The sequence below is a fragment of the Thiothrix litoralis genome (assembly GCF_017901135.1).
Classification (GTDB): Bacteria; Pseudomonadota; Gammaproteobacteria; order Thiotrichales; family Thiotrichaceae; genus Thiothrix; species Thiothrix litoralis.
This window is the reverse complement of record NZ_CP072801.1, coordinates 1,439,144-1,462,840: the sequence shown is the minus strand read 5'-3', so window position 1 is coordinate 1,462,840 and position 23,697 is coordinate 1,439,144. Positions and strand designations below refer to the sequence as shown.

Genomic DNA, 23,697 nt, shown 5'->3' with positions numbered 1-23,697 from the left:
GGGTGAGGGTCTTTTAACGAACCAAGTCGTAGTTATAGTCCGTAGTCCCCATCCCGCGAGTTTCCTCGTCCAAACGCTCCAACACTGCATTGGTCAAGGTGCGCAGCATGTACATTGCGCCCTCGTAACCCAGCGTTGTGTCACGGTGCATATGGTGGCGGTCGAAGATTGGGAAGCCGATGCGGATCAACGGTACTTCAAACTCTTTGCCTTTGTGCAGCGTGTCACGTTGGATGAACTTGCCGTAGCTGTTACCAATCATGAAATCTGGCTTGTTGGTGAACATCAGTGAACGGAAGTGCCACAAGTCTTTGCTGATGTGAACTTCGCAGTTTGTGCCGTAAGGGGAAGAAGCCAGCAGTGCTTCTACTTCCTTTTTCCAACGCTTGTTGGCATGGGAGCAGAGGATGTGGGTAGGTTCTGCACCGACTTCCAGCAGGAACTTAGTCATGCCCAGCACGAAATCCGCATCGCCGTAAAGACCGAATTTCTTGCCATGCAACCAAGCGTGGGAGTCCGTCAGCATATCCACCAACCGACCGCGTTCAGTCAACAGCGTGTCGGAAATAGGCTTGCCAGTGATTTCGGAGACTTTCATCAAGAAATCATCTGTCCAGTCCAGACCCATCGGGATGTTGATTTTAGGCGCGGTGTGTTTCCACGTGCCTTGCACAAACTTCTTGGTCTTTTCCAACTGCCAAGGTTGCAGCAACAGCGTGTCATAGGCGTTTGGTGCGTCTTTGACTTCATCCATTGTTGTGCCGCCTGCGTACATGCGGAACGTGCCGTCTGCCGGAGTATCCAGCACTTCAGTCGGGTCAGACATCAGCGTGGCATCCACACCCATGTCCGCCATCATGCGCTTGATCACGCGGAAATTGCCGAGGTACGTCTCAAAACCGGGGACAAGGTTGAGCTTGCCATTGCTACCGATTTCTTTGTCCGCCACGTGGTTCAGGGTGAAGTAGCGGGCAATGCCTTCAAACATATTGTCCCAACCCGTGGTATGCGAACCAACGAAGCTAGGGGTATGTGCGAATGGCACAGGGTAATCTGCTGGGATATGCCCTTCCTTGCGGGAGTTGCCGATGAACGCATTCAAGTCGTCACCGATAACTTCCGCCATGCAGGTAGTGGAAACCGCGATCATGTCCGGTTTGTACATCGCCTTGGCGTTTTCCAGACCGTCATACATGTTCTTTTGACCACCAAATACCGCTGCATCTTCTGTCATGGAGTCAGAAACGCACGAAATCGGCTCTTTGAAATGGCGGTTGAAGTAGGTACGGAAATACGCCACGCAACCTTGCGAACCATGCACATACGGCAAGGTTTTCTCAAAGCCGAGTGCGCACAGCACCGCGCCTAAGGGCTGGCAGGCTTTTGCTGGGTTAACAGTCAGGGCTTCACGCGCAAAGTTCAGATCCTGATATTCCTTGGTGGTAGACCACAAGAAAGTTTCCTGAATCTTCTCATCTGCGTGACGCTCTTCGTAGTTGTCCTGCTTGTTTTTCAGGCTAGCTTTGTACTCGTCATTGCGGAACAAAGGGTAGCTGGGAACGATGTTATCAACAGCTTGGCTCATGTCATTTCTCCTCCCGCGCCGCTAATCTGCGAACAACGGGTAGTAAATTGAAGTGGGTTTACGCAGCAGCAGCTACCGCTGGTGCAGCTTCGTCCTTGATCCACGGCGCTTTCATCTTGCCCCAGCAAGGGTTGTTCAGCGTCATGTCCATGTCACGGGCGAAGATGGCGAAGCCGTCATAGCCGTGGTATGGGCCGGAGTAGTCCCAAGAGTGCATCTGGCGGAAGGGGATGCCCATTTTCTGGAAGATGTACTTTTCCTTGATGCCTGCACCGATCAGATCCGGCTTGACCTTTTTGACGAATTCTTCAAATTCGTAGCCAGTCACGTCGTCATAGATCAGGGTGGCGTTACCCATGTCTTTGATGGTACGGTCGTAGTCGTCGTTATGGGCGAACTCGTAACCCGTACCAACCACTTCCATGCCGAGGTCTTCATACGCACCGATAACGTGACGTGGGCGCAAGCCACCGACGTACAGCATGACGCGCTTGCCTTCCAGACGTGGACGGTATTTAGCAATGACTGCATCGTATTGGGCTTGGTAACGCTCAATCACGCGCTCTGCGCCTTCCTTGATGGTGTCGTCGAAGTAGCCAGCAATCTTACGCAGGGATTCGGCGATTTTGGTCGGGCCAAAGAAGTTGTATTCAACCCAAGGAATACCGTACTTCTCTTCCATGTGGCGGCTGATGTAGTTCATGGAACGGTAGCAGTGCAGCAGGTTCAGCTTCACTTTCGGGGTCAGTTCCATTTCAGCCAAGGTGCCGTCACCTGACCATTGGGAAACCACACGCAGACCCATTTCTTCCAACAACGTGCGTGAAGACCATGCGTCACCGCCGATGTTGTAGTCGCCGATAATGGAAACGTCATACGGAGTGGTTTGGAAACTGTTGTCGCCGTCGCGCTTGTCCAGAACCCAGTCACGGATTGCGTCATTGGCAATGTGGTGACCTAAGGACTGGGAAACACCCCGGAAACCTTCGCAACGTACCGGCACAACCGGCTTGTTGAGTTCTTTGGAGGCTTTCTTGGAAACGGCTTCGATGTCGTCACCGATCAGACCAATCGGGCATTCAGACTGAACGGAAATGCCTTTCGCCAGTGGGAACAAACCTTCGATTTCGTTCATGATTTTGGCGAGCTTTTTGTCGCCGCCGAATACGATGTCTTTCTCTTGGAAGTCAGAGGTGAAGTTCATCGTGCCGAAGGTGTTGATACCAGTAGTACCAACATAATAGTTACGGCGACCAGCGCGGGAATATTGTCCGCAACCGACCGGGCCGTGGGAAATGTGGATCATGTCTTTGATCGGCCCCCAAACTACGCCCTTGGAACCGGCGTAAGCGCAACCACGCACGGTCATCACGCCGGGCAGGGATTTACGGTTGGAGGTGATGCACTTTTTGGATTGTTCAACGCTTTGATCGTTGACGGTCAAATGCTTGGCGCGGTCTTTTTTCGCCTTTTCGGGATAAATTTCCAGCACCTCGGCAATGAGGGCTTCGGTTTCTTCGCGGGTCAAATTCGTCATGTCGTATCTCCTGATTCACCGCCACTAATCTGTGGACGGTGAGGGGCAGAATGGGGGGAATTAAGCTTTTGCTTCTTCGGCGGCGGTTTTGCCGACGATGGACTCGTCTTCTTCATCCATCAGGCCGAATTGCATCAACAGGTCTTCCAACGCATCCATTGTGATGGGGGTAGGGATGACGAAGTGTTTGTTGTTGATGATTTTGTTAGCCAAATCACGGTATTGTTGTGCTTGCTTGGCAGTCGGCTCGTATTCGATAACGGTCATACGGCGGATTTCTGCACGTTGTACAACGTTGTCACGCGGTACAAAGTGGATCATGGTTGTGCCAAGCTGACGTGCCAGTTCCATGATCAGCTCGTCTTCACGAGCGGTGTTACGGGAGTTGCAGATCAGGCCAGCCAAACGCACGCCGCCGGAGTTGGCGTATTTCACGATACCTTTGGCGATGTTGTTGGCTGCGTACATCGCCATCATTTCGCCGGAGCAAACGATGTAGATTTCTTGCGCTTTGTTTTCGCGGATAGGCATCGCGAAACCACCGCACACAACGTCACCGAGTACGTCGTAGAATACGAAGTCGAGGTCTTCTTCATACGCGCCTTCTTCTTCGAGGAAGTTGATAGCGGTAATTACCCCACGGCCTGCACAGCCAACACCTGGCTCTGGACCGCCGGATTCGACGCATTTAATGTCGCGGTAGCCAACTTTCATGACATCTTCGAGTTCGAGGTCTTCCACGCTGCCTGCGTTTGCTGCCATTTCCATGATGGAGTTTTGGGCTTTAGCGTGCAGGATCAGACGGGTGGAGTCTGCTTTAGGGTCACAGCCAACGATCATGACTTTCTTACCTGCTTCAGCCAGACCTGCAACCAGATTCTGGGTTGTGGTAGACTTGCCGATGCCGCCTTTGCCGTAGATTGCACATTGACGTAGTGCCATATCTTGGTCTCCTTGTGTGAGTGTGTTGTGATAACTGAATGTAACGATGATGTTTTTGCAAAGCGCGTGCCAAGGCGGCACTTTTGTTTTTAGTTAATTGATTTTAAAGGGAAATTATCTTTTTACCATGAAGATGGCAGGTGTTGATTCCAGTCGTGTTCCCGACAATTCCGACATGTTTTGTATGGGTAAAGACAGTGCTTTCCTGCCATTCAACCATTGCAACCTGCCAGCCAAGCTGCTCGGTAGCCTGTCTTTCCAGCAACATCCCGTGCCATTAACCCTTGATGGGGTGGCAACTTTGCATCGTTCCCTGTTCAAACACCTGCAAGCCATGCCGGATGCGGCGACGCGGGCGCAACGCTTTATGGATTACATGACGGTACATTTCTGTTTGGAAGCGTTGGAAGAAGCGGGGTTGGATGCTGGCGGCAAACAAAAACGTGCCAATGCCAATTACTTACGGGTGCTGCGTGGCTGGGGCTTTGATTCTAGCGGGCGCGAGGGCGCGGTGTTGAAGGGCTGGGTGGAATCGCGCTTTGGGCTGGCGGTGCAATACCATCAGGGCAACTTCCTGCTGGATCGTTGCAAGGGGCTGTATGGCACGAATGCGCTGGAAAGCCAGCTCGACCTTGTTTATACGTATTGTCAGTATGAATTGGGTTTGTTGCATTCGCTACAATCGCACCTGACGCTGTATCGGGGGGTGAATGCGCTGGATGAGTATCGGGTGCTGGCGCGCGATGGCAAGCGGGCGGTGGTGCTGATGAATAATGTCAGTTCCTTTACCCATAGTCGCGAGCGGGCGGATGAGTTTGGAGATTATGTGATTGAAGCGCGGGTTCCGCTGGTGAAGGTGTTGGGGTATTACGATTTGTTGCCGAAGTTGTTGCGGGGGGAGGGGGAGTTTTTGGTTGTGGGTGGGGTGTACCAAGTTGAGATCACGTAGGGTGGGTGGAGCGAATGCGATACCCACCGTCTTCACAACACCGTTCGTTAAATTGGATGACGGTGAAAAATGGTAAAAGACGGTGGGTATCGCTACGCTCCACCCACCCTACGTTTGTGCTAGCCGTTGAGGTTGCCTATCAGCACGTGAGAAGGAGGAATAGTTCCACTCGGCAGGGTGCGATACATAGCCGTGTTTCACGGGGTTGTAGTGGATGTAATCTACATGTTGGCGAAAATCATCTTCATCCCTTAGCGTATGTTCCCAATAGCGGCGTTGCCAGATACCTCGTTCACCCTTGTAATAACGGCTGGCGGAGCGGTGTTCATTCTCTCCCTTGACTACTCCCCACGGCTAAAGCCGGGGGATTCCTAATTCACCGAGAACAGGACGACGACACCGAAATGCCATCGCCACTAACATTCTCTCCAAAGGCTAACACCGCCAGCCCGGCGGCTAAAATGTTACGTGCTGCATTCACGTCACGGTCGTGGGTTGTGCCGCATTCGGGGCACTCCCACGACCGCACGTCCAGCGGCATGTTTTCTTTCACGAACCCACAGCAGGAACAGCGTTTAGTGGACGGGAAAAACCGCCCGATCTCAACGTATGTCCTGCCAGACCAACCAGACTTGTATTCAAGCTGTCGGGTAAATTCGCCCCAGCTTGCATCAGCAATGTGTTTGGCTAGTTTCGGGTTCTTCATCATGTTCTTCACGGCGAGGTTTTCAGCACAGATAACTTGGTTCTCGTTAACTAATCTGCGGGACAACTTGTGCAAATTGTCCGAACGGCAATCGGAGATTTTCGCGTGAACACGGGCAACCTTGCGTTTAGCTTTCAACCTGTTCTTGCTGCCGAGTGTCTTCTTGGCAAGACGGCGTTGGTACTTCGCAAGTTTAACCGCGTGTTGGGCGGTGTGGAGGGGATTGCCGGACTTGAAGCCGTCGCTAGTGACGAACAAATCCTTGATGCCCACGTCAATGCCTGCCTTTTTATCGGTGACGGGCAACAGCGTGGGTTCAAATTCACACAAGCAAGACACAAAATAGCGTCCGGCCTGATCTTTGGAAACAGTAACCGTGGTGGGGTCAGCCGGAAGTGCCTGACTCCACTTGATATTCAGCGGTTTATCGCACTTCGCCAGTTTCAATTCACCGTCACGGTAGCTGAACGCGCGGTACGTGAATTCAGCCGATTGGCGGTGCTTTTTAGATTTGAAGACAGGGTATTTTGCCCGACCTTCAAAGAAGTTTTTGAACGCCGTTTGCTGATTCCTCAAGCATTGTTGCAGCGGAACACTGGAAACGTCGTTCAGGAAAGTAGCTTCAGGCAGTTTTTTGATGGCAGTCAGTTGGGAACTCGCTTTCGTGTACCCAACTTTTTCCTGAGCCTGATAGTAGGCATCCGTGCGGTAACGCAAGATGCTGTTGTAAACGTAGCGCACACAACCGAACGTCTGAGCCAGCAACGTTTCTTGTTGTGGGTCTGGGTAGAATCGGAATTGGTAGGCGCGTTTAGTTTTCATTATTCACAAAATATCGTATATTTCGTGAAGAGTCAACAACCGAAGATAGCAAACCAAACGGAGGAGCGAGAAGAGGGTCGGCTGTCGCCGACGCGCTATCCCTACCCATGCCTAAAGGCAGGGGTATCTCGCGCACGACTGATGAACGGAATCCCTCGTGAAAACATGGTCTTGATAAGCCGCCAACGGGTCGAGTAATCGTGGTCGTTTTCTGGCAATGTCCAGATGCAATGTAAATGTTCGGGGAGAACCACAATCGCATTGATGTGGAACGGATGCCGCTGCTGGGTGTATTGGAAACTTTTTCTCAACAGGTCAACATACTCGGTTAAAAGCGATAAGCGTCTATCGGCAAGCGTTACGGTGAAAAAATAACATCCACCTTTGACGAAATGACGGCGGTAATTGGGCATAGGTGTTATCTGTGACAATGAAACGCCACAATCTAAGCCGTTTAATTTCCTCGCTCCATTTTCGGAGATGAATGGTAGGGTGGGTGGAGCGGAACGCGATACCCACCGTCTTTTTCCACGCAATTTAACGAATGGTATTTTGAAGATGGTGGGTATCGCTACGCTCCACCCACCCTACGTTGTTGGTAATGTGACAATTTTATTTTTATGGTTTTGATATATAAGAGTAAAAATAAGTGGTCTCAAAATTGCATTACATCCCCCATGTATTGCAATACCCAAGGAACACCCATGCCAAACACCACTCTTCAAACCCTGCTCGCCGGGGTCGCCAACAACACCATCGTGCCCTACCTCGGTGCAGGTGCGCTGCAAGGTTCGGTCGATAAACTGAGCGGCGTTGCCATACCTGCCGACAGCGACAGCCTGATCCTTGCCATGAACGGCGGCAAGCCCATGTCGCAACGCCTGATGTGGGAATTTCCACGCGCGGCGATGGATGTGGAGCTGAAGCGCGGGCGCAAAGCCGTCCACAACTTCCTCGAAGACACCTACGGCAAGCGCAAGTGGACACGCGCCCCGTTGCACGATTGGCTTGCAAGCATCGAACCGCATTATGTGATCGACACCAACCGCGATACTCAGTTGCAGGATACTTACGCCGACCAGCCGCACACGCTGATCCGGGGAACCGCACGGATTTCGGGGACGAATTACCGTTTCGTGCTGAACGAATACGTGGGCAGCGGCGGCTACCGCGAGATTACGCAAGAAGAGGTGAATCCCGCGTTGCCAATCCTGTTCAAACCAATGGGCAGCCCGCGCCCGGATGCGAATTACATTGCCTCCGACGCAGACTACGTGGACTACATCACCGAGTTGATGGGCGGGTTTGCGATTCCCGATTTCCTCAAGGAATACCGCAAAGGTAAGCAATATTTGTTCATCGGGATGCGCTTGCAACGCGACACCGACCGCATGGTGATGTCGGATATTACCTACGCCTCGGCTGAACCCAAAGGCTGGGCATTGATTCCGCAACCGACCGACAAGGAAGTGCGTTTCTGCGCCCGTCAGGGGATCGAGATTATCGCGGCGGATGTGGGTGATTTGCTGGCAGCGGCGGGTTTCGCAGCGGCAAAGGCGGCTTAAAGGTGCGTCAGTTCAACCATTGCAAAGGCAAAGATGCTTGCCGCGATGACAGCGAGCGTTGTTTGACCTGCGGACGCAAACTGACGGAAGTAGCGCGGACGGTGTTCCTGATGAACGAATTAAGCGATTTCGTTATCGAGCAAGACTACGACAATGTAGACGAATTTGCCGCCTACATTGCCCGTAAGCTGGTGAAAAAGGTCAAACATCGCCGCGAAATAGCCTCCACTCCGTAAGAATTCCTATCTGGCTGGCGCGTAAACTGGCTAGGCTAATGGCAGCAGGCACGCGCTGGTGTACACCGATGGTTACGCCCGCACCGAGACATCTCACAAGAAAAGCTGCCGTGTTATCTGGCGATTTACACAACCGTATTTCAAAGCAGTCATTGCCTAGTTCAAGGCACTGGGACTGGAGGTCGATATTGCGGTAAAGCATAAAACTGCCGACAGCGAGATAGAATCTGCCTTTTTGGAAAACAACACCCAAGTGTTCAGAAAGCCTGACTCACAAGATTTTGGGTGGTGTGGATGCCGACGGCACATTGCGCTGGATTGACGAAGCAGATCGCCTGACTTGGTATCGGAACCAACCAGCGTCTCAAATTCCCCAAACCACAGCACCTGCCAACGGTGGTCGCTTGCTGGCAGGCGATGGAAACCTTTGTGCTGTGTGCCTGCGTCGCCACGCGGTTGCTGCAACTGTTTTCCCTCCAGTACCACGAGGGGCTTTAGAAGCAGCAGGTCTTGTACTTGCGCACCCATTTCCATGAATTGCCTTCCGAGAACACCGTGTGCCAAATTTTGGCTCCTTTGTTGGCACGGCAATGAATGCGTTCTCCCCCAAAGCCTTCTGGTGGCAAATTCGGGAGGCCGTCAACAGCGATGAGGAGGGTGAAGGGCGAACATGAACCGCTAACAGTGGGAAAATAATCATAATCAAGGGGTTAAAACAGCAGTTCAGTAAGGCTGCTGCCTAACGCCATGCTTGGTTTTTGGGGGGAGAGGTCATCATTGTTGAGTTACTTTAGGAAAATGAATTTAGATGAAACATATTAATTAACAGACAGTTACAGTATGCGCAAAAGGATTCTAAATTTGGATTTAGGAAAAAGCGAGAAATACTCGACAAATGCAATCGGTAATTTAACTTGTTGATATTATTAAGATAATATGGTGCCCGGAGCCGGACTCGAACCGGCACGGTGTCGCCACCGAGGGATTTTAAGTCCCTTGCGTCTACCAATTTCGCCATCCGGGCAAGGGAGGACTAGCGTAGGGGTGCAATCTTACACAACTCTGCGGGCTGCTTCCAGCACTTGTTTAATACAATCAGCATAAAAACGTTATAATGCCCGGCATGATCGGCTTTAACGGGAAATCAATAGCATCATGCATTATCTGAAAGTGGTTTTTTTAGGTGTTAGCCTGTTCTCTGGTTCGCTTGCGCAAGCGGAGTGTACGCCTCCCAACTTCAATGACTGGTTGCAGGGTCTCAAGGCCGAAGCTGTTGCCGCAGGCGTGAAGCCTGATGTGCTGGAGAGTACCTTGGCTGGTCTGAAGCCTGACCCCAGCGTGATTAAGCGTGACCGTTCCCAGCAAGTATTTGCGCAAGATTTCCTGACGTTTGCCAACAAGAAAGTGAGCGCGAACCGGCTGACACAGGGCAGGGCGCAGCTAAAAAAGCAGGCATCCCTGTTCCAGCGGATTGAGCAGCGTTACGGTGTGCCCGCGCCGGTTCTGACGGCATTGTGGGGGTTAGAAACTGACTTTGGTGCGGTAACTGGCGACTTTTCGACGCTACGTTCTTTGTTAACCTTGGCGCATGATTGTCGTCGGCCAGAACAATTCCGCCCTGAATTGTTGGGGGCGCTGCAATTGGTGCAAAAAGGTGACCTGAAACCCGCCGCGATGCGTGGGGCGTGGGCGGGTGAAATCGGGCAGTTACAGTTTATGGCTTCCAGTTACGACCGTTACGCGGTGGATTTTGACGGCAATGGGCATCGTGAATTAATCCATTCCAGTGCCGATGCGCTGGCTTCCGGGGCGAATATGCTGAAATCCAGTGGTTGGCGCTCAGGCGAGCCGTGGCTGCAAGAAGTCAAAGTGCCCGCGAAGATGGACTGGTCACAGGCTCGCCCCGGCAACAAATTAGCGGTGGAAGAATGGGCGAGTCAAGGTGTCCGCGATGCTGACGGTAGCCCACTCAGTGGCAGCGGATCGGCGGCCTTGTTGTTGCCGATGGGTAGGAATGGCCCCGCTTTCCTCACCTATCCAAACTTTGATGTCTTTTTGGCGTGGAATGACTCCACGGTTTATTCGGCTACTGCCGCCTATTTTGCTACCCGCCTCGCCGGGGCTGGAGCCATGCGTAAAGGCAATGCACCCGTGCCGGTGTTATCGGTAGCGCAAACCAAACAAGTGCAAGCCAAGTTACAGGCGCAGGGGCTGGGTATTTCCAAAGTTGACGGCATTATTGGGGAAGAAACCCGTGAGGCAGTCCGCCAGATGCAGCAAAAACTGGGTTTGCCGGTGGATGGCTATCCCGATCCTGAATTGCTGGCACGTTTATAATGCAGTAACATTAATCACTCCAGAAAAGGTGCACAGGTACGGCAACCAAGAAGGCTTGCCGGGTTTATGGATAACACGTAAAAATACGGTTGGTTTCAGTGGATATACAACTTTCACAGCGCGTTGGGCGCGTCAAGCCTTCGCCTACTCTTGCCATCACGGCATTAGCGGCTCAACTCAAAGCATCAGGCCGCGACATCATTGATTTAGGGGTGGGAGAGCCTGACTTTGATACGCCTGAACACATCAGGCAAGCGGGTATCCAAGCGATCCAGACAGGTGTCACCCGTTATACGGCAGTGGGTGGTACACCGACACTCAAACAAGCCATTATCCGTAAATTCAAACGTGACAACGGGCTGGACTTCACCCCGCAACAGATTCTGGTATCGTGTGGTGGTAAGCAGAGTTTTTATAACCTGTGCCAAGCGATGCTGAATGCGGGCGATGAAGTGATCATTCCCGCGCCGTATTGGGTATCTTATCCCGATATGGTGTTGCTGGCAGATGCGACTCCGGTGATTGTGGCTGCTGGTCAAACCGAACACTTCAAGCTTTCCGCAGCCCTGTTGGAAGCAGCGATTACCCCCAAAACCCGCTTGCTGGTTATCAATAGCCCCTCCAACCCGACGGGTGTTGCTTACACGCGGGATGAATTGGCAGCGTTGGGTGAAGTATTGCGCCGCCATCCACAAGTACTGGTTGCTACCGATGATATGTACGAGCATGTGCTGTTCGGCGGTAGACAGTTTGTCAATATTCTGGATGCTTGCCCGGATCTGTATGAGCGCACCATTGTGCTGAATGGGGTTTCCAAAGCTTATTCCATGACGGGCTGGCGTATCGGTTATGCTGGTGGCCCGGAAAAGCTGATTCAGGCAATGACCATCATCCAGTCGCAAAGCACTTCCAACCCCAGCTCCATTTCGCAATACGCGGCGGCCGTGGCGCTGGATGGCGATCAAGGTTTTATCCAGACCATGATCAGTGCGTTTGAGCTGCGCCATGCTTTTGTGCTGGCTGCCTTCAATGCGATGGAGGGCGTGGAATGTTTGCCCGCCGATGGTACGTTCTACAGCTTTCCGAATGTGGAAGGCATGATCAAGCGTCTAGGGCTGGAAAATGACGCAGCGCTTGCTAGCTACCTGCTGGACAAAACCGGCGTGGCCGTTGTGCCTGGCTCCGCGTTTGGCTTGGAAGGGCACATCCGCATTTCTTTCGCCACCAGTATGGCAAATCTCGAAGATGCGCTGGGGCGGATAGCCTCAGTCTAAGTCGGGTAGCATGGGGGCGTGTTCAGGCACGTCCTCATTATTTTGATGAGTAGATCGCGTATTGCTTTTCCAGATGGGTGATCACCAGATCCTGAAGCACGATGAACTCATCGTTTTGCAGCAAATACCCGTAGAGCTTGTGACCCAGCAGTTGCTGTAATTGCGCATAGGGTGATGGTAGGCTCGTCTCGATCCCCTGTGCTTCTGAATGTCCAATAAATGAGCTGCCTGCATAGACAGCCGGATGTGGTTTCCATTGAGCATTAACCGGTGCTGTCATGAGTGACAAGGCAACCAGTAATGCACTGGCACTGTATCTTTGACTGAACATAGCATTTCCCCTTTCAGTTTATTGTACGAATCTGTCAATAGTCATAGATCGTATTTTTATGCTTATTAGTCGATTTATGCTGTGAGCAGGTTCACACTTTTAAGGGAAAGTTTGCATTATGTCAAAAAATTTGTGTATAAGTGCTTAATCGCGGTAGCGTTTTACCAAATCTTCATAGGCATCAATGCGGCGGTCGCGCAGGTAAGGCCACCAGCGCCGTACTTGTTCGGTACGATCCAGGTCCAGTTCCACGACCAGTTCGGTGCTGCTGTTGGTGTCGGCTTGTGCCAGTAATTCGCCTTGCCAGCCTACGATCATGCTGGAACCCCAAAACTGGCTTCCGGCGGTTTGCCCGCTGGGGTCGCCTTCAAAACCGATGCGGTTAGCGCTCAATACCGGAATGTTATTGGCAACCGCGTGGGAACGTTGGATGGTGATCCACGCTTCACGCTGGCGGGCTTGTTCTTCCGGCGTATCCTGCGGGTTCCAGCCAATCGCGGTGGGGTATAGCAGTAATTCAGCACCTGCCAACGCCATCAGCCGTGCCGCTTCGGGATACCACTGATCCCAACACACCAGCACGCCGAGGGTTGCCAAGCTAGTTTTGATCGGGGTAAAACCGAGGTCGCCGGGGGTGAAGTAAAACTTTTCGTAATAGCCAGGGTCGTCGGGGATGTGCATTTTGCGGTATTTACCGGCGATACTGCCATCAGTATCCAGCACCACAGCAGTATTGTGATACAGCCCGGTAGCGCGTTTTTCAAACAGGGAACAAACAATCACGATACCTAGTTCGGCAGCGAGTTTGCCCAAAGTATCAGTGCTGGCACCGGGGATGGTTTCGGCAAGGTCAAAGAAATCGGTGTCTTCGATCTGGCAAAAATACAGGCCGGTATGCAATTCTTGCAACATCACCAGTTGTGCGCCTTGGGCGGCGGCACGGCGAATACCGGCGATGCTGAGGGCGAGATTAGCGGCGTAATCCGCTGTATTGCTATGCTGGACAACGGCAACTTTCAAGTGACGGCTCATACGGTGACAACCTCGTAGGGAATTTGCATGGTAACGCAATGGAGACTGCCGTTCTGGGCAATCAAGGCGCGGCAATCAATCGGGATAATGTCATGGCGCGGGAACGCGGCTTGCATTTGCTCAATCGCCACCGGGTCAAAACATTCATCGGCATACACTGGCAGCAGTACCGCACCGTTAATGATCAGGAAGTTCACGTAACTGGCGGGCAAGCGTCGCCCGTCCTCGCAAATGGCAGCAGGTAGCGGAATCGGGAACAAGCGGTAGGGTTCGCCATTGGTTTGGCGCAAGGCTTTAAGTTCCGCTTCCATGGCTTGGAGTGCTTTGTAATGCGAGTCGGTGTCGTCGTTGCCGCTCATGTACACAATGCTGTGCGGGTCGGCGAAACGTGCCAGCGTGTCGATGTGTGCGTCGGTGTCATCGCCTTCCAGATGCCCGTGTGCCAGCCAGAGGATGCGTTCCACCCCTAGCGCTGTACGCAACTCGGTTTCAATCGCGGCACGCTCAAGTGTCGGGTTGCGGTTGGGGTTGAGCAGGCAAATTTCGGTGGTCAATAACGTGCCTTGCCCATCGGTTTCGAGGCTGCCGCCTTCCATAACCAGCGTGCGGGTTTCCAGCGTATTGCCTGCGAGTAGCGGGTGTTGTGCCAGTTGTGTGTTGACGGCGTTATCCAGTTCCGCGCCGAATTTCCCGCCCCAAGCGTTGAAGGTGAAATCCAACAGCAAAGGCTTGCCATCGCGCCTGACGGTAATAAAGCCAAAATCCCGCGCCCATGTATCGTTATAGGGCATCTGCACGAAATGGATATGCACCGGCACTTGGTGTTTGGTGCTCAATACGCTTTCGATGTGTGCCTGATGTTGTGCATCATGACAGAGCAGCAAGACGTTTTCGCGCTGGCTGATGGCGCTGACGATTTCAGCGTAACAGGTTTCGGCAGCGTCCATATTGTCTGCCCAGTCGGTATCGGGGTGGGGCCAGGCAAGTAAAACGCCCCATTGCGAATGCCATTCGGCGAGAAATTCACGGTTTTCCATCAGGCTGGTCACATCAGATAACAAAGCGGCGATTATACAAAGCTGCTTTGCCGAGGGCGAATATTATTCGTGAAGTTGTTTTCCCCTTATTTGCCTGTAGCTATTTACCCAAAGCGCTACAAAAGTGAGACAATACTTGCATTAACTACACCAAAGGATCGTAAACCTCATGATTAAGCAATTTTTCGGGCTGGCATTGAGCTTTTTTGCCGCTACCAATGTGATGGCTGAGCCTGTGGCTGGGCCTGCTACTGACAATGATTGTCCGGCAGCGTTGAACTTTACCTTACGGGCGTTAGGGTCTGACAAGGAAGTTAACTTGTGCAAGGAGTACAAGGGCAAGGTGGTGATCATGGTGAACACGGCCAGCAAATGCGGTTTTACCCCGCAGTTTGAAGGGCTGGAAAAGCTGTACAGCGATTACAAAGATCGTGGTTTAGTGGTGTTGGGTTTCCCCTCCAACGACTTTGCAGGCCAAGACCCCGGCACGGAAAAGGAAATCAAGGACTTCTGCGAGCTGACCTACGGGGTGAAATTCCCCATGTTCGAGAAAACTGAAGTGCTCAAAGATAAAGCTTCACCGATTTATAAAACCGTGGGCGACATGGCGGGTGAATACCCGGCGTGGAATTTCCACAAGTACGTATTCAACCCCAAGGGCGAGTTGATCGGTAGCTTTTCGAGCTTTGTAACCCCGCAAAGCGACAAGCTGGTGAAATTGATTGAAGCGAACTTACCCTAATGCAGCCGTACAACAAAATAAAAATTGGTATTAGCGCTTGTTTGCTGGGGCAGCAAGTCCGTTTTGACGGTGGCCACAAGCGGGATGGTTACATTACTGGCACGCTGGGGTTGTACTTTGATTTCGTGCCCCTGTGCCCGGAAGCCGGTGCAGGCTTGGGTATTCCGCGCCCAACCATGCACTTGGTGCGCAAGGATGGAACATTGCGGGCAGTCAATGTGCAAGACTCCAGCATTGACCATACGGATGTGTTAGAGAGCTATCTAGGAAGTGCTATACCGCAGTTATCAGACGTGTGTGGCTATATCCTGAAAAAGAATTCCCCCAGTTGCGGGATGGAGCGCGTCAAGGTTTACCCGTTTGAAAAGCGCAATGTGCCGCCCGATCGTGATGGGGTGGGTATTTTTGCGCGTGGCTTGCGGGAGACATTTCCCTTGTTACCGCTTGAGGAAGAAGGCCGTTTGTGTGACCCGGTGTTGCGGGAAAATTTCATTCAGCGGGTGTTTGTGTACCACCGTTGGCAGCAGTTGCAAGCCGCTGGCCTCACGCCTGCTGACCTAGTGGGCTTTCATGCTGACCATAAATACATCCTGATGGCACACGATCAGGATATGGCGCGTGAACTGGGGCAAATGGTGGCGCAAGCGGGGGCGTCGGCAGACTTTCCGGCATTGGTAAAGGCTTACCTCACGTTGTTGATGGCAACGCTGGAAAAGCGGGTGTCACGTGGGCAACATGCCAACGTGTTGATGCATATGATGGGGCATCTGAAAAATGACATTGATGCCGAAGACCGGCAGGAAATGCTGGAAACCATCCACCAGTACCGCAATGGTTATGTGCCCTTGATTGTGCCGATCACCTTACTCAAACACCATTTCCGGCGGCATCCACAACCGTATATTGATCGCCAGCATTACCTGAACCCGCATCCGGGGGAATTGATGCTCAGGAACCAGTTGTAAGGTCAGGCTCTGGGCGCTTATGCCCTTGCTGCTGGCTTAGAAGTTGGCAGTATAGGCGATGCGCTCAGGGCCAATGATCCAATGCCCTGCCTGCACCCCGACGGCGGCACCGAAAGCGTCCCATGCCAAATCTTTTGTGCTGAAAATATTATCGGCGCTTTGGCTGTCGGCGACTTCTTTGAGAATGCCGGGAATCAGAGCCAGACCAAACGCTTTCGTGCGATTATGGGTATAGGCATAGGCGGCTCCGCCGAGTATGGCAGAAACCGCAAAGTGTTTGTTTTTATCGGCTCCTGTCCAGTCGTCGGCATGGGCATTCAGGCACAGGAGCAAGACGGATAAAGAAAAAAAGTACTTCATAGTTCATCCTTATGAGTGTTAACGTCAATTAGCCCAGCATTTCTTCCGCCAGTGTCCGTGTTGCTGGGGTAATTTCCACTCCGCCGATCATCCGCGCTATCTCTTCCACGCGCTCAGCGCGGGTCAGGTGGTTGATGCCGGTGCTGGTGTGTTGCTTACCTTTGACCTTGGTGACTTTGTAGTGTTGGTGCGCTTGCGAAGCCACCTGCGGCAAGTGCGTCACGCAGAGCACTTGGCGGTTAGTGCCGAGGGCGCGGAGCTGTTTGCCGACCACTTCGGCAATACCGCCACCGATGCCAGTATCCACTTCGTCGAAAATCAGCGCGGGTAAAGTCACTTTTTGCGCGGCAATCATTTGGATGGCGAGGCTGATGCGTGAGAGTTCGCCGCCGGAGGCCACTTTCAGCAGCGGTTTGAGTGGCTGGCCGGGGTTGGCGCTCACGGTGAAGTCGATGCTATCCATGCCCAGTGCTTGAAAGTGCGCACCGGAATCTTGCATGACCTGAATCGCGAATTTGCCCCCTTGCATCCCCAGTTGTTGCATCGCTTGGGTGACGCCAGCGGAAAGCTGTTGTGCCGCGTGTTGGCGTGCCTGACTGAGGGCTGTGGCGTGCTGGCGGTAAGTGTTTGCGGCTGTCTGCACTTGCTGCTCCAGCGCATCAAGGTCGTAATCGCCGCCGCCAAGTTGCTCGAGTTCGGTTTGGATAGTGAGCAGGCGTGCCGGAAGTTCTTGCGGCTCCGTGCGGTATTTGCGGGCAAGGTTGCGGATGTCGGCGATGCGGTTTTCCACCCATTGCAGGCGTGCCGGGTCAATGTCGAGACCTTCCGCGTAATCACGTAATTGCGCAGCGGCTTCCTGTATCTGGATTTGGGCGCTGGTAAGCAATTCGAGCGGCGGTTCCAGTTGCGCATCCACTCGCGCTTGCAGGGCAATGTCATGGATCAAACGCCCCAGCGCGGAATACAGCGAGGGTTCGCTGTCATAAAGTTCGTCATAGCCTTGAGCAGCGGTAGCACGAAGCTGTTCGGCATTGGCGAGGCGGTTAAGCTCTTCGTCAAGCTGTGCCGGTTCGTTGGCTTGCAGGGCGAGGGTTTCCAGTTCTTGCGCCTGAAAACGTAACAGGTCGATGCGTTCCTGATGCTGCTGGTTCTGGCTGCTTAACAACGTGATGCGCTCGTGTAGCTTTTTCCAGTGTTTCCACGCTTCACGAGTACTGGCCAGCAAGGCATCATTGTCGGCGAAAGCGTCCAGCATGTCGCGCTGGGCATCCTTTTTCATCAAGGACTGGTGTTCGTGCTGCCCGTGGATGTCGACCAGTTGTTCGCCAAGTTCGCGCAATTGGGTGAGGTTGGCGGGGGAGCCGTTGATCCACGCCCGCGATTTGCCTTGCGCGGAAATAATGCGCCGCAGGATGCAGGTATCATCTGCCCCTTCCCTGCCTTGTGCCTCCAGCCACACGCGGGCGGAAGGTGTTTGGGTAATGTCGACGCTTAGGGTGATTTCGGCTTTGTCCGCACCGTGGCGCACCGTGCTGCTGTCGGCTTTGTCGCCCAGCACTAGCCCAATGGCATCGAGCAGGATGGATTTGCCCGCGCCCGTTTCGCCCGTTAAAGCGGTCATACCGGGGTGCAATTCCAGTTCGAGTGCATCAATAATGGCAAAATCGCGGATGTGAATGTGTGTCAGCATGGTTTATAGCTGTACTCCCCAGTGCAGTTTTTCACGCAGAATATGGAAGTAATCGTAGCTTTGTGGGTGCAACAAACGCACTTTTTCCGGGCGGGTATGGATGCGTAACAAGTCGCCCGATTCCAGCTCGATATTGTTCTGCCCATCAAAGGATAAGCGAGCGGGAATATCACGGTCTTCACACAGATGCACTTCGATTAGACTTTGGTTGTTGATCACCAAGGGGCGATCACTGAGCGTGTGTGGGCAAATCGGCACGAGTGCAATGGCTTGCAGGGAGGGGTGCATGATCGGCCCACCGCTGGACAGTGCGTAAGCGGTTGAACCTGTCGGTGTGGTAATGACCAAACCATCGGCACGCTGGGTGTTGACGAAATGCCCATCTACCCGTGTGGTGAATTCGATCATGCGGACTTCATTGCGCACATGCAGCACCACGTCATTGAGTGCGTCGCCGCTGCCAATGATGGCATCCTCACGAATGACATCGGCGTGAAGTACAAAACGAGGTTCTTCCTTGTACTGCCCGTTGAAGATTTCCTCCAGTTGCGTGAGTGCTTCATCGGGGGAAATATCCACCAAAAAGCCCAAACGCCCCAAGTTGATGCCGATAATGGGCACTTCATGATCAGCGAGTAAGCGTCCGGCACCTAACAATGTGCCATCGCCACCGACCACGATGGCAAGGTCAATGTGCTGCGCCAGCACGTCAGTGGGCATGGTCGGTAAGCCCAGAATAATGCCAGCGTTGCGGTCACAATGTACGTGCAAGCCGCGCTGGATCAGGAATTCGTGCAACTGATGCAGCGTTTTATCGACGCGGGTATCGTTGGGTTTGGTGAACAGGCCGATGTGGGAAAAGGGGGTCATAACCATTGCTTGTCTGATTAAAGCTGCAAGGCTGGCAAAGCTGCGCATAAATTGCAAGTTAAACAGGCTTGTATCTGCCCCACTTTGCCCCTATAACGGTAGTCATGATAACGACACCGCATCCAGAATTGAACGAACGCGCCCGGCACATCCTCAAAGTGTTGGTGGAAAGCTATATCCAAGACGGGCAGCCCGTCGGTTCACGCAACCTTGCCCGCAGCAGTGGGTTGGATTTGAGCGCTGCCACCATCCGCAATGTCATGGCTGATCTCGAAGAGATGGGCTATATCCGCGCCCCGCATACGTCAGCAGGGCGGATTCCCACCTCGCAGGGTTATCGCCTGTTTGTGGATGCGCTGGTCAATATCCGGCCGCTGGAACAGCAAGCCATCCATATTCTGCAAGGCCAGTTGAAAGCCGAGCGTGACCCGGCAGCCTTGATCCAGTCCGCATCCAGCCTGTTATCGGGTATTACCCAGTTGACGGGGGTGGTGAGTTTGCCCCGGCGTAATCCATCTTCGATCCGCCAGATTGAATTTCTGAGCCTGTCCAGCCGTCAGGTGCTGGCGATTCTGGTGATGAACCGCAATGAAGTGCAAAACCGGATTATCCAACTCGATACCGATGTCAGCTCCTCAGAGTTGCAGCAAGCCGCCAATTTCCTCAACGAACGCCTGATCGGCAAGGATTTGCAGCAAGCCCGTGCAGCCTTGCTGGAAGAAATGCGTCAGCACCGCGAAGACATGAACCTGATGATGCTTTCCGCGATTGCATTGGGTGAGAAAACCGTCGCCGATCTGGGCGAGCACAAGCAAGATGAAGATTGCGTGATTGCGGGCGAAACCAACTTGATGGGCTACGACGACTTGTCGGATATTACCAAGCTGCGCGAGTTGTTTGCTGCTTTTACCCGCAAGCGCGATATTCTGGGTTTGCTGGACAAGTGTTTGCAGGCCGATGGGGTTAAAATCTTCATCGGGCGCGAATCCGGGCAGGCGGTATTTGACGAATGCAGCCTCGTGACTGCACCCTATGAGGTGGATGGCGAACAGTTAGGCGTGCTCGGCGTGATTGGCCCGAAGCGGATGCCGTATGAACGGGTCATTCCCGTGGTCGATATTACTGCGAAATTGCTGAGTCTGGCGCTGAAGTCACGCCATTGATTTAACTTAAGAGATAGTCTTACTCTGCCTCAAATCTCCTTCCTCATGTCGGGAGATTTGAGGGGATTTTCTTACAACCCTTGAATAAACGCCAGAATCTCGGCAACCGGTACTTTTATCGCATCACCGCCACTCCGCGCCTTGTATTCAATCTCTCCGGCTTGTAAGCCACGCTCAGAAATGATGACCCGATGCGGAATGCCCACCAGCTCGTGGTCAGCAAACATCGCGCCGGGGCGTAATGCGCGGTCATCCAGCAACACATCCACGCCTGCGGCTTGCAGTTGTGCGTACAGTTCTTCCGCTTTCGCCGCTACATCAGGCGATTTCTGCATATTCAGGGGTGCAATCACTACGGTGAACGGTGCAATCGCCGCAGGCCAGCGAATGCCGTTTTCGTCGTTGTTTTGCTCAATCGCAGAGGCGACGACGCGGGAGACGCCGATGCCGTAGCAACCCATGGTCATGACTTGCGCCCGCCCGTTTTCATCCAGCACGGTAGCATTGAGTTTTTCCGAATAGGTTTTACCCAATTGGAAAATGTGTCCGACTTCGATACCACGCATGATGGACAGTGTGCCACAGCCATCCGGGCTGGGGTCGCCTTCGATCACATTACGCAAATCGGCAATTTGGGGCAGGGCGACATCGCGTTCCCAGTTGATCCCGAAAAGGTGCTTGCCGTCGCTATTTGCGCCTGCGCTGAAGTCAGCCATATTGGCGACAGTACGGTCAGCGATTACCGGGATTTTCAAGCCGACAGGGCCTAAAGAACCAGGGCCCGCACCAATCAGTGGGCGGATTTCATCTTCACGAGCAAAGCGTAAGGGTACGGCAATGCCGGGGATTTTTTCCGCCTTGATTTCGTTCAAGGTATGGTCGCCACGCACCAACAGGGCGATGAAGTCGGCTTCAGCATCCTCCGCCGCTGCCACGATCAAGGTTTTGACGGTTTTTTCGATAGGCAGGCCAAATTGTTCCACCAGTTCTTCGATGGTTTTGGCGTTGGGAGTGTCGACTTCACGCATTGCTTCCGTTGGGGCGGTACGTTCGGCAATCAGGCAAACGGCTTCCGCTAGCTCGATATTGGCCGCGTAGTTGCTGCCACTGGCGAAGGCAATCGCGTCTTCCCCGGAATCGGCAAGGACGTGGAATTCGTGCGAGGCATTACCACCGATTGAGCCGGTATCCGCTTGTACCGGGCGGAAATCCAAGCCCAGCCGTTGGAAGATGCGCGAGTAAGCCGCGAACATGGTGTCGTAAGTTTCCTGCAAGGATTCCTGCGTCGCATGGAAGGAGTAGGCATCCTTCATCAGGAATTCCCGTGCACGCATCACCCCGAAACGTGGGCGAACTTCGTCACGGAATTTTGTCTGGATCTGGTAGAAATTGATCGGCAACTGCTTGTAGCTGCTCAATTCCTTGCGGGCGTAATCGGTGATGATTTCTTCGTGCGTGGGGCCGTAGCAGAAATCACGCTGATGGCGGTCACGGATGCGCAACAGTTCCGCCCCGTACTTTTCCCAGCGCCCGGATTCCTGCCACAGTTCTGCCGGTTGGATGGAGGGCATCAGCACTTCAATGGCTCCGGCATTGTTCATTTCTTCGCGCACGATGGCTTCGACCTTGCGCAATACCCGCAAGCCATACGGCATCCACGTATACAGGCCGGAAGCAAGGCGGCGGATCATGCCTGCCCGCAGCATTAATTGGTGGCTGATGACTTCGGCATCCGCTGGCGTTTCACGCAGGGTGGTCAGGGGGAATCGGGAAACTCGCATGATTGTGTTTTTATCCGGTAAGGGGAAACAGGGGATTATAGGATTCACGGCAGGTTTACGAAAGCCCTATGGCTTTATTCGCTGGCGTTTCACGCCGTTAAGTGGCTAACGCTTGCCATACACAATTGCAGCGATGCTTCATTGATAATTATCAATATTAGCAATTTTTCATTATCCATATATCACTTATTTATTTTTAGGTTAGCAGCTAAACTTAATGTGATCTATAGCTTATACTTGCTATATATTTGATATGTTAGATTATTATTATATTCAAACATATAAATATATTAACATATTATAATAATCTAACTAATTGAATTAAAAGAATTTTTTGACACGGTGATTTGTGTGTGTTCTTATCCAAGATATAAGACGTAATGATCTAAAAGTTCACTCAAAAAATACAAATCAAGTAATTTAATCGAATAAACCGAATCGCTAGGAGGTTTACTACTATGGCTCACATTGTCGTTCTTGGTGCTGGTACAGGCGGGATGCCTGCTGCTTATGAGTTGCGCGAAATGTTAGGGAAGGGGCATGAGGTCACCGTCATCAATGAGCGGGATTATTTCCAGTTCATTCCTTCTAACCCGTGGATTGCAGTGGGTTGGCGTACCCGTTCGGACATTACCTTCCCAATTGAAAAATACCTGAGCCGCAAAAAGATCAAGTTCATTGCCAGTCGTTGCAACAAGATCGATGCTGCTGGTAGTCAGTTGCATCTGGATAATGGTGAGGTGGTTAGCTATGACTATCTGATTATTGCCACGGGTCCCAAGTTATTCTTTGATGAGGTGGAAGGTTCAGGCCCGCACGGTGGTCATACTCAATCGGTGTGCGACGTGAATCATGCCGTTACCGCCTATGAGGAATACCAGAAGCTGCTGGAAAAAGGCAGTGGTCATATCGTCGTGGGCGCGATGCCAGGGGCAAGCTGTTTTGGCCCGGCCTACGAATTTGCCTTTATCCTCGATGCCGATATGCGCAAGCGCAAGGTGCGTGACAAGTTCAAGATGACTTATGTCACTTCCGAACCTTACATCGGCCATCTGGGTTTGGGCGGGGTAGGCGACTCCAAAGGGATGCTGGAATCGGAACTGCGTAACCATCACATCAACTGGATCATCAACGCCAAGACCCACAAGGTCGAAGCAGGCAAGTTGTTTACCACAGAACTGACGGCGAAAGGCGAAGTGGAAAAAGAACACGAAATTGCCTTCGATTTTGCGATGATGCTGCCTGCCTTCAAAGGTGTTGAAGCTGTTGCTGCGGTAGAAGGTCTGTGCAACCCGCGTGGTTTTGTGATTGTGGATGAATTGCACCGCAGCCCAAAATACAAAAACATTTACTCTGCGGGCGTTTGCATCGCGATCCCGCCACTGGAAGCAACCCCGGTTGCCACGGGTATGCCTAAAACCGGCTACATGATCGAGTCAATGGTTACCTCCGCTGTCCACAATATTGCCGATGAAATCGCAGGCAAGGAACCGCATACCACCGGCACATGGAGTACGATCTGTCTGGCAGACTTCGGTGATAGTGGTGCGGCTTTCGTCGCCATTCCGCAAATCCCGCCACGCAATATGGTGTGGGCGAAGAAAGGCAAGTGGGTGCATTTGGCCAAGATTGCCTTTGAAAAATACTTCATCCGCAAAATGAAAAAAGGCAGTTCCGAGCCATTCTATGAAAAGTCCATTATGAAAATGCTGGGGATTACCCGCATCTAATTAGCTATATCTGAATGAATAAAAGAAGAATTAATTTTTTACT

Annotated in this window: 22 protein-coding genes, 1 tRNA gene and 1 pseudogene; 9 read left to right on the top strand and 15 right to left on the bottom strand. The window is 52.6% G+C overall.

Annotated elements, in window-relative coordinates; all coding sequences use genetic code 11:
- Positions 1-13 precede the first annotated feature (13 nt).
- Genes nifK through nifH form a run of 3 tightly spaced genes read right to left on the bottom strand, consistent with a single transcriptional unit; the run spans position 14 to position 4,064 of the window.
- Entirely contained in the window at positions 14-1,585 is a 1,572-nt protein-coding gene (nifK, locus tag J9253_RS07015; RefSeq protein WP_210223912.1) for a nitrogenase molybdenum-iron protein subunit beta, read from the bottom strand.
- Positions 1,586-1,643: 58 nt separating this feature from the next.
- On the bottom strand, positions 1,644-3,122 hold the full coding sequence (gene nifD / locus J9253_RS07010; protein WP_210223911.1) for a nitrogenase molybdenum-iron protein alpha chain: 1,479 nt from the start codon (positions 3,120-3,122) through the stop codon (positions 1,644-1,646).
- A gap of 60 nt (positions 3,123-3,182) precedes the next feature.
- Positions 3,183-4,064 (bottom strand): nitrogenase iron protein, encoded by an 882-nt coding sequence (gene nifH / locus J9253_RS07005; RefSeq protein WP_210223910.1) that lies wholly within the window; start codon positions 4,062-4,064, stop codon positions 3,183-3,185.
- 127 nt (positions 4,065-4,191) lie between these two features.
- Between nifH and J9253_RS07000 the strand changes: the two genes are divergently transcribed.
- Positions 4,192-5,013: an NAD(+)--dinitrogen-reductase ADP-D-ribosyltransferase gene (locus tag J9253_RS07000; protein ID WP_228291531.1), complete on the top strand. Its 822-nt coding sequence runs from the start codon at positions 4,192-4,194 to the stop codon at positions 5,011-5,013.
- Positions 5,014-5,121: 108 nt separating this feature from the next.
- Here J9253_RS07000 and J9253_RS21300 read toward each other — a convergent pair.
- The 3 genes and pseudogenes from J9253_RS21300 to J9253_RS21295 all read right to left on the bottom strand — a co-directional run.
- Positions 5,122-5,331 (bottom strand): annotated as a pseudogene (locus tag J9253_RS21300) (REP-associated tyrosine transposase); the annotation flags it as partial.
- Between the two features lie 58 nt (positions 5,332-5,389).
- The gene (locus J9253_RS06995; protein WP_210223909.1) at positions 5,390-6,541 is read right to left on the bottom strand and encodes an RNA-guided endonuclease InsQ/TnpB family protein; all 1,152 of its coding nucleotides are present in this window, start codon (positions 6,539-6,541) and stop codon (positions 5,390-5,392) included.
- A gap of 101 nt (positions 6,542-6,642) precedes the next feature.
- On the bottom strand, positions 6,643-6,954 hold the full coding sequence (locus tag J9253_RS21295) for an REP-associated tyrosine transposase (protein ID WP_308394135.1): 312 nt from the start codon (positions 6,952-6,954) through the stop codon (positions 6,643-6,645).
- Positions 6,955-7,245: 291 nt separating this feature from the next.
- Between J9253_RS21295 and J9253_RS06990 the strand changes: the two genes are divergently transcribed.
- Entirely contained in the window at positions 7,246-8,106 is an 861-nt protein-coding gene (locus J9253_RS06990) for an SIR2 family protein (protein ID WP_210223908.1), read from the top strand.
- A gap of 2 nt (positions 8,107-8,108) precedes the next feature.
- Positions 8,109-8,342: a hypothetical protein gene (locus tag J9253_RS06985; protein WP_210223907.1), complete on the top strand. Its 234-nt coding sequence runs from the start codon at positions 8,109-8,111 to the stop codon at positions 8,340-8,342.
- 156 nt (positions 8,343-8,498) lie between these two features.
- Here J9253_RS06985 and J9253_RS06980 read toward each other — a convergent pair whose 3' ends face one another.
- On the bottom strand, positions 8,499-8,906 hold the full coding sequence (locus tag J9253_RS06980) for a hypothetical protein (protein ID WP_210223906.1): 408 nt from the start codon (positions 8,904-8,906) through the stop codon (positions 8,499-8,501).
- A 373-nt stretch (positions 8,907-9,279) separates the two neighbouring features.
- Positions 9,280-9,366 (bottom strand) — tRNA-Leu (locus J9253_RS06975).
- Between the two features lie 131 nt (positions 9,367-9,497).
- On the opposite strand from J9253_RS06975, the gene J9253_RS06970 reads away from it, so the two are divergent.
- Together J9253_RS06970 and J9253_RS06965 are read left to right on the top strand one after the other, a co-directional pair.
- Positions 9,498-10,679 carry a lytic murein transglycosylase gene (locus J9253_RS06970; protein ID WP_210223905.1) on the top strand — a complete coding sequence of 394 codons (1,182 nt, stop codon included), beginning with the start codon at positions 9,498-9,500 and terminating at the stop codon, positions 10,677-10,679.
- 98 nt (positions 10,680-10,777) lie between these two features.
- Positions 10,778-11,953 carry a pyridoxal phosphate-dependent aminotransferase gene (locus J9253_RS06965; RefSeq protein ID WP_210223904.1) on the top strand — a complete coding sequence of 392 codons (1,176 nt, stop codon included), beginning with the start codon at positions 10,778-10,780 and terminating at the stop codon, positions 11,951-11,953.
- A gap of 37 nt (positions 11,954-11,990) precedes the next feature.
- On the opposite strand, the gene J9253_RS06960 is transcribed toward J9253_RS06965, so the two are convergent.
- The 3 genes from J9253_RS06960 to J9253_RS06950 form a co-directional block, all read right to left on the bottom strand.
- Complete coding sequence (locus tag J9253_RS06960) at positions 11,991-12,284, bottom strand: hypothetical protein (RefSeq protein ID WP_210223903.1); 294 nt, start codon at positions 12,282-12,284, stop codon at positions 11,991-11,993.
- A 144-nt stretch (positions 12,285-12,428) separates the two neighbouring features.
- Positions 12,429-13,316: a carbon-nitrogen hydrolase gene (locus J9253_RS06955; RefSeq protein WP_210223902.1), complete on the bottom strand. Its 888-nt coding sequence runs from the start codon at positions 13,314-13,316 to the stop codon at positions 12,429-12,431.
- On the bottom strand, positions 13,313-14,353 hold the full coding sequence (locus J9253_RS06950; RefSeq protein WP_210223901.1) for an agmatine deiminase family protein: 1,041 nt from the start codon (positions 14,351-14,353) through the stop codon (positions 13,313-13,315). Before J9253_RS06950 ends, J9253_RS06955 begins: the two co-directional genes overlap by 4 nt.
- A 169-nt stretch (positions 14,354-14,522) precedes the next feature.
- Between J9253_RS06950 and J9253_RS06945 the strand changes: the two genes are divergently transcribed.
- Together J9253_RS06945 and J9253_RS06940 are read left to right on the top strand one after the other, a co-directional pair.
- Complete coding sequence (locus tag J9253_RS06945; protein WP_210223900.1) at positions 14,523-15,095, top strand: glutathione peroxidase; 573 nt, start codon at positions 14,523-14,525, stop codon at positions 15,093-15,095.
- Positions 15,095-16,060 carry a YbgA family protein gene (locus J9253_RS06940; protein ID WP_210223899.1) on the top strand — a complete coding sequence of 322 codons (966 nt, stop codon included), beginning with the start codon at positions 15,095-15,097 and terminating at the stop codon, positions 16,058-16,060. The genes J9253_RS06945 and J9253_RS06940 overlap by 1 nt, the downstream gene beginning before the upstream one ends.
- Before the next feature lie 36 nt (positions 16,061-16,096).
- On the opposite strand, the gene J9253_RS06935 is transcribed toward J9253_RS06940, so the two are convergent.
- Genes J9253_RS06935 through J9253_RS06925 form a run of 3 tightly spaced genes read right to left on the bottom strand, consistent with a single transcriptional unit; the run spans position 16,097 to position 18,980 of the window.
- The gene (locus J9253_RS06935; protein ID WP_210223898.1) at positions 16,097-16,420 is read right to left on the bottom strand and encodes a hypothetical protein; all 324 of its coding nucleotides are present in this window, start codon (positions 16,418-16,420) and stop codon (positions 16,097-16,099) included.
- A gap of 28 nt (positions 16,421-16,448) precedes the next feature.
- Positions 16,449-18,110: a DNA repair protein RecN gene (gene recN, locus J9253_RS06930; protein WP_210223897.1), complete on the bottom strand. Its 1,662-nt coding sequence runs from the start codon at positions 18,108-18,110 to the stop codon at positions 16,449-16,451.
- A 3-nt stretch (positions 18,111-18,113) separates the two neighbouring features.
- Positions 18,114-18,980 (bottom strand): NAD(+) kinase, encoded by an 867-nt coding sequence (locus tag J9253_RS06925; RefSeq protein WP_228291530.1) that lies wholly within the window; start codon positions 18,978-18,980, stop codon positions 18,114-18,116.
- A 104-nt stretch (positions 18,981-19,084) separates the two neighbouring features.
- Here J9253_RS06925 and hrcA point away from each other — a divergent pair, with 104 nt between their 5' ends.
- Complete coding sequence (hrcA, locus tag J9253_RS06920; RefSeq protein WP_210223896.1) at positions 19,085-20,143, top strand: heat-inducible transcriptional repressor HrcA; 1,059 nt, start codon at positions 19,085-19,087, stop codon at positions 20,141-20,143.
- Positions 20,144-20,214: 71 nt separating this feature from the next.
- Here hrcA and J9253_RS06915 read toward each other — a convergent pair whose 3' ends face one another.
- Complete coding sequence (locus J9253_RS06915) at positions 20,215-21,924, bottom strand: proline--tRNA ligase (protein WP_210223895.1); 1,710 nt, start codon at positions 21,922-21,924, stop codon at positions 20,215-20,217.
- 458 nt (positions 21,925-22,382) lie between these two features.
- On the opposite strand from J9253_RS06915, the gene J9253_RS06910 reads away from it, so the two are divergent.
- Positions 22,383-23,654, top strand: a complete 1,272-nt coding sequence (locus J9253_RS06910) for an NAD(P)/FAD-dependent oxidoreductase (RefSeq protein WP_210223894.1) — start codon at positions 22,383-22,385, stop codon at positions 23,652-23,654.
- Positions 23,655-23,697: the final 43 nt, after the last annotated feature.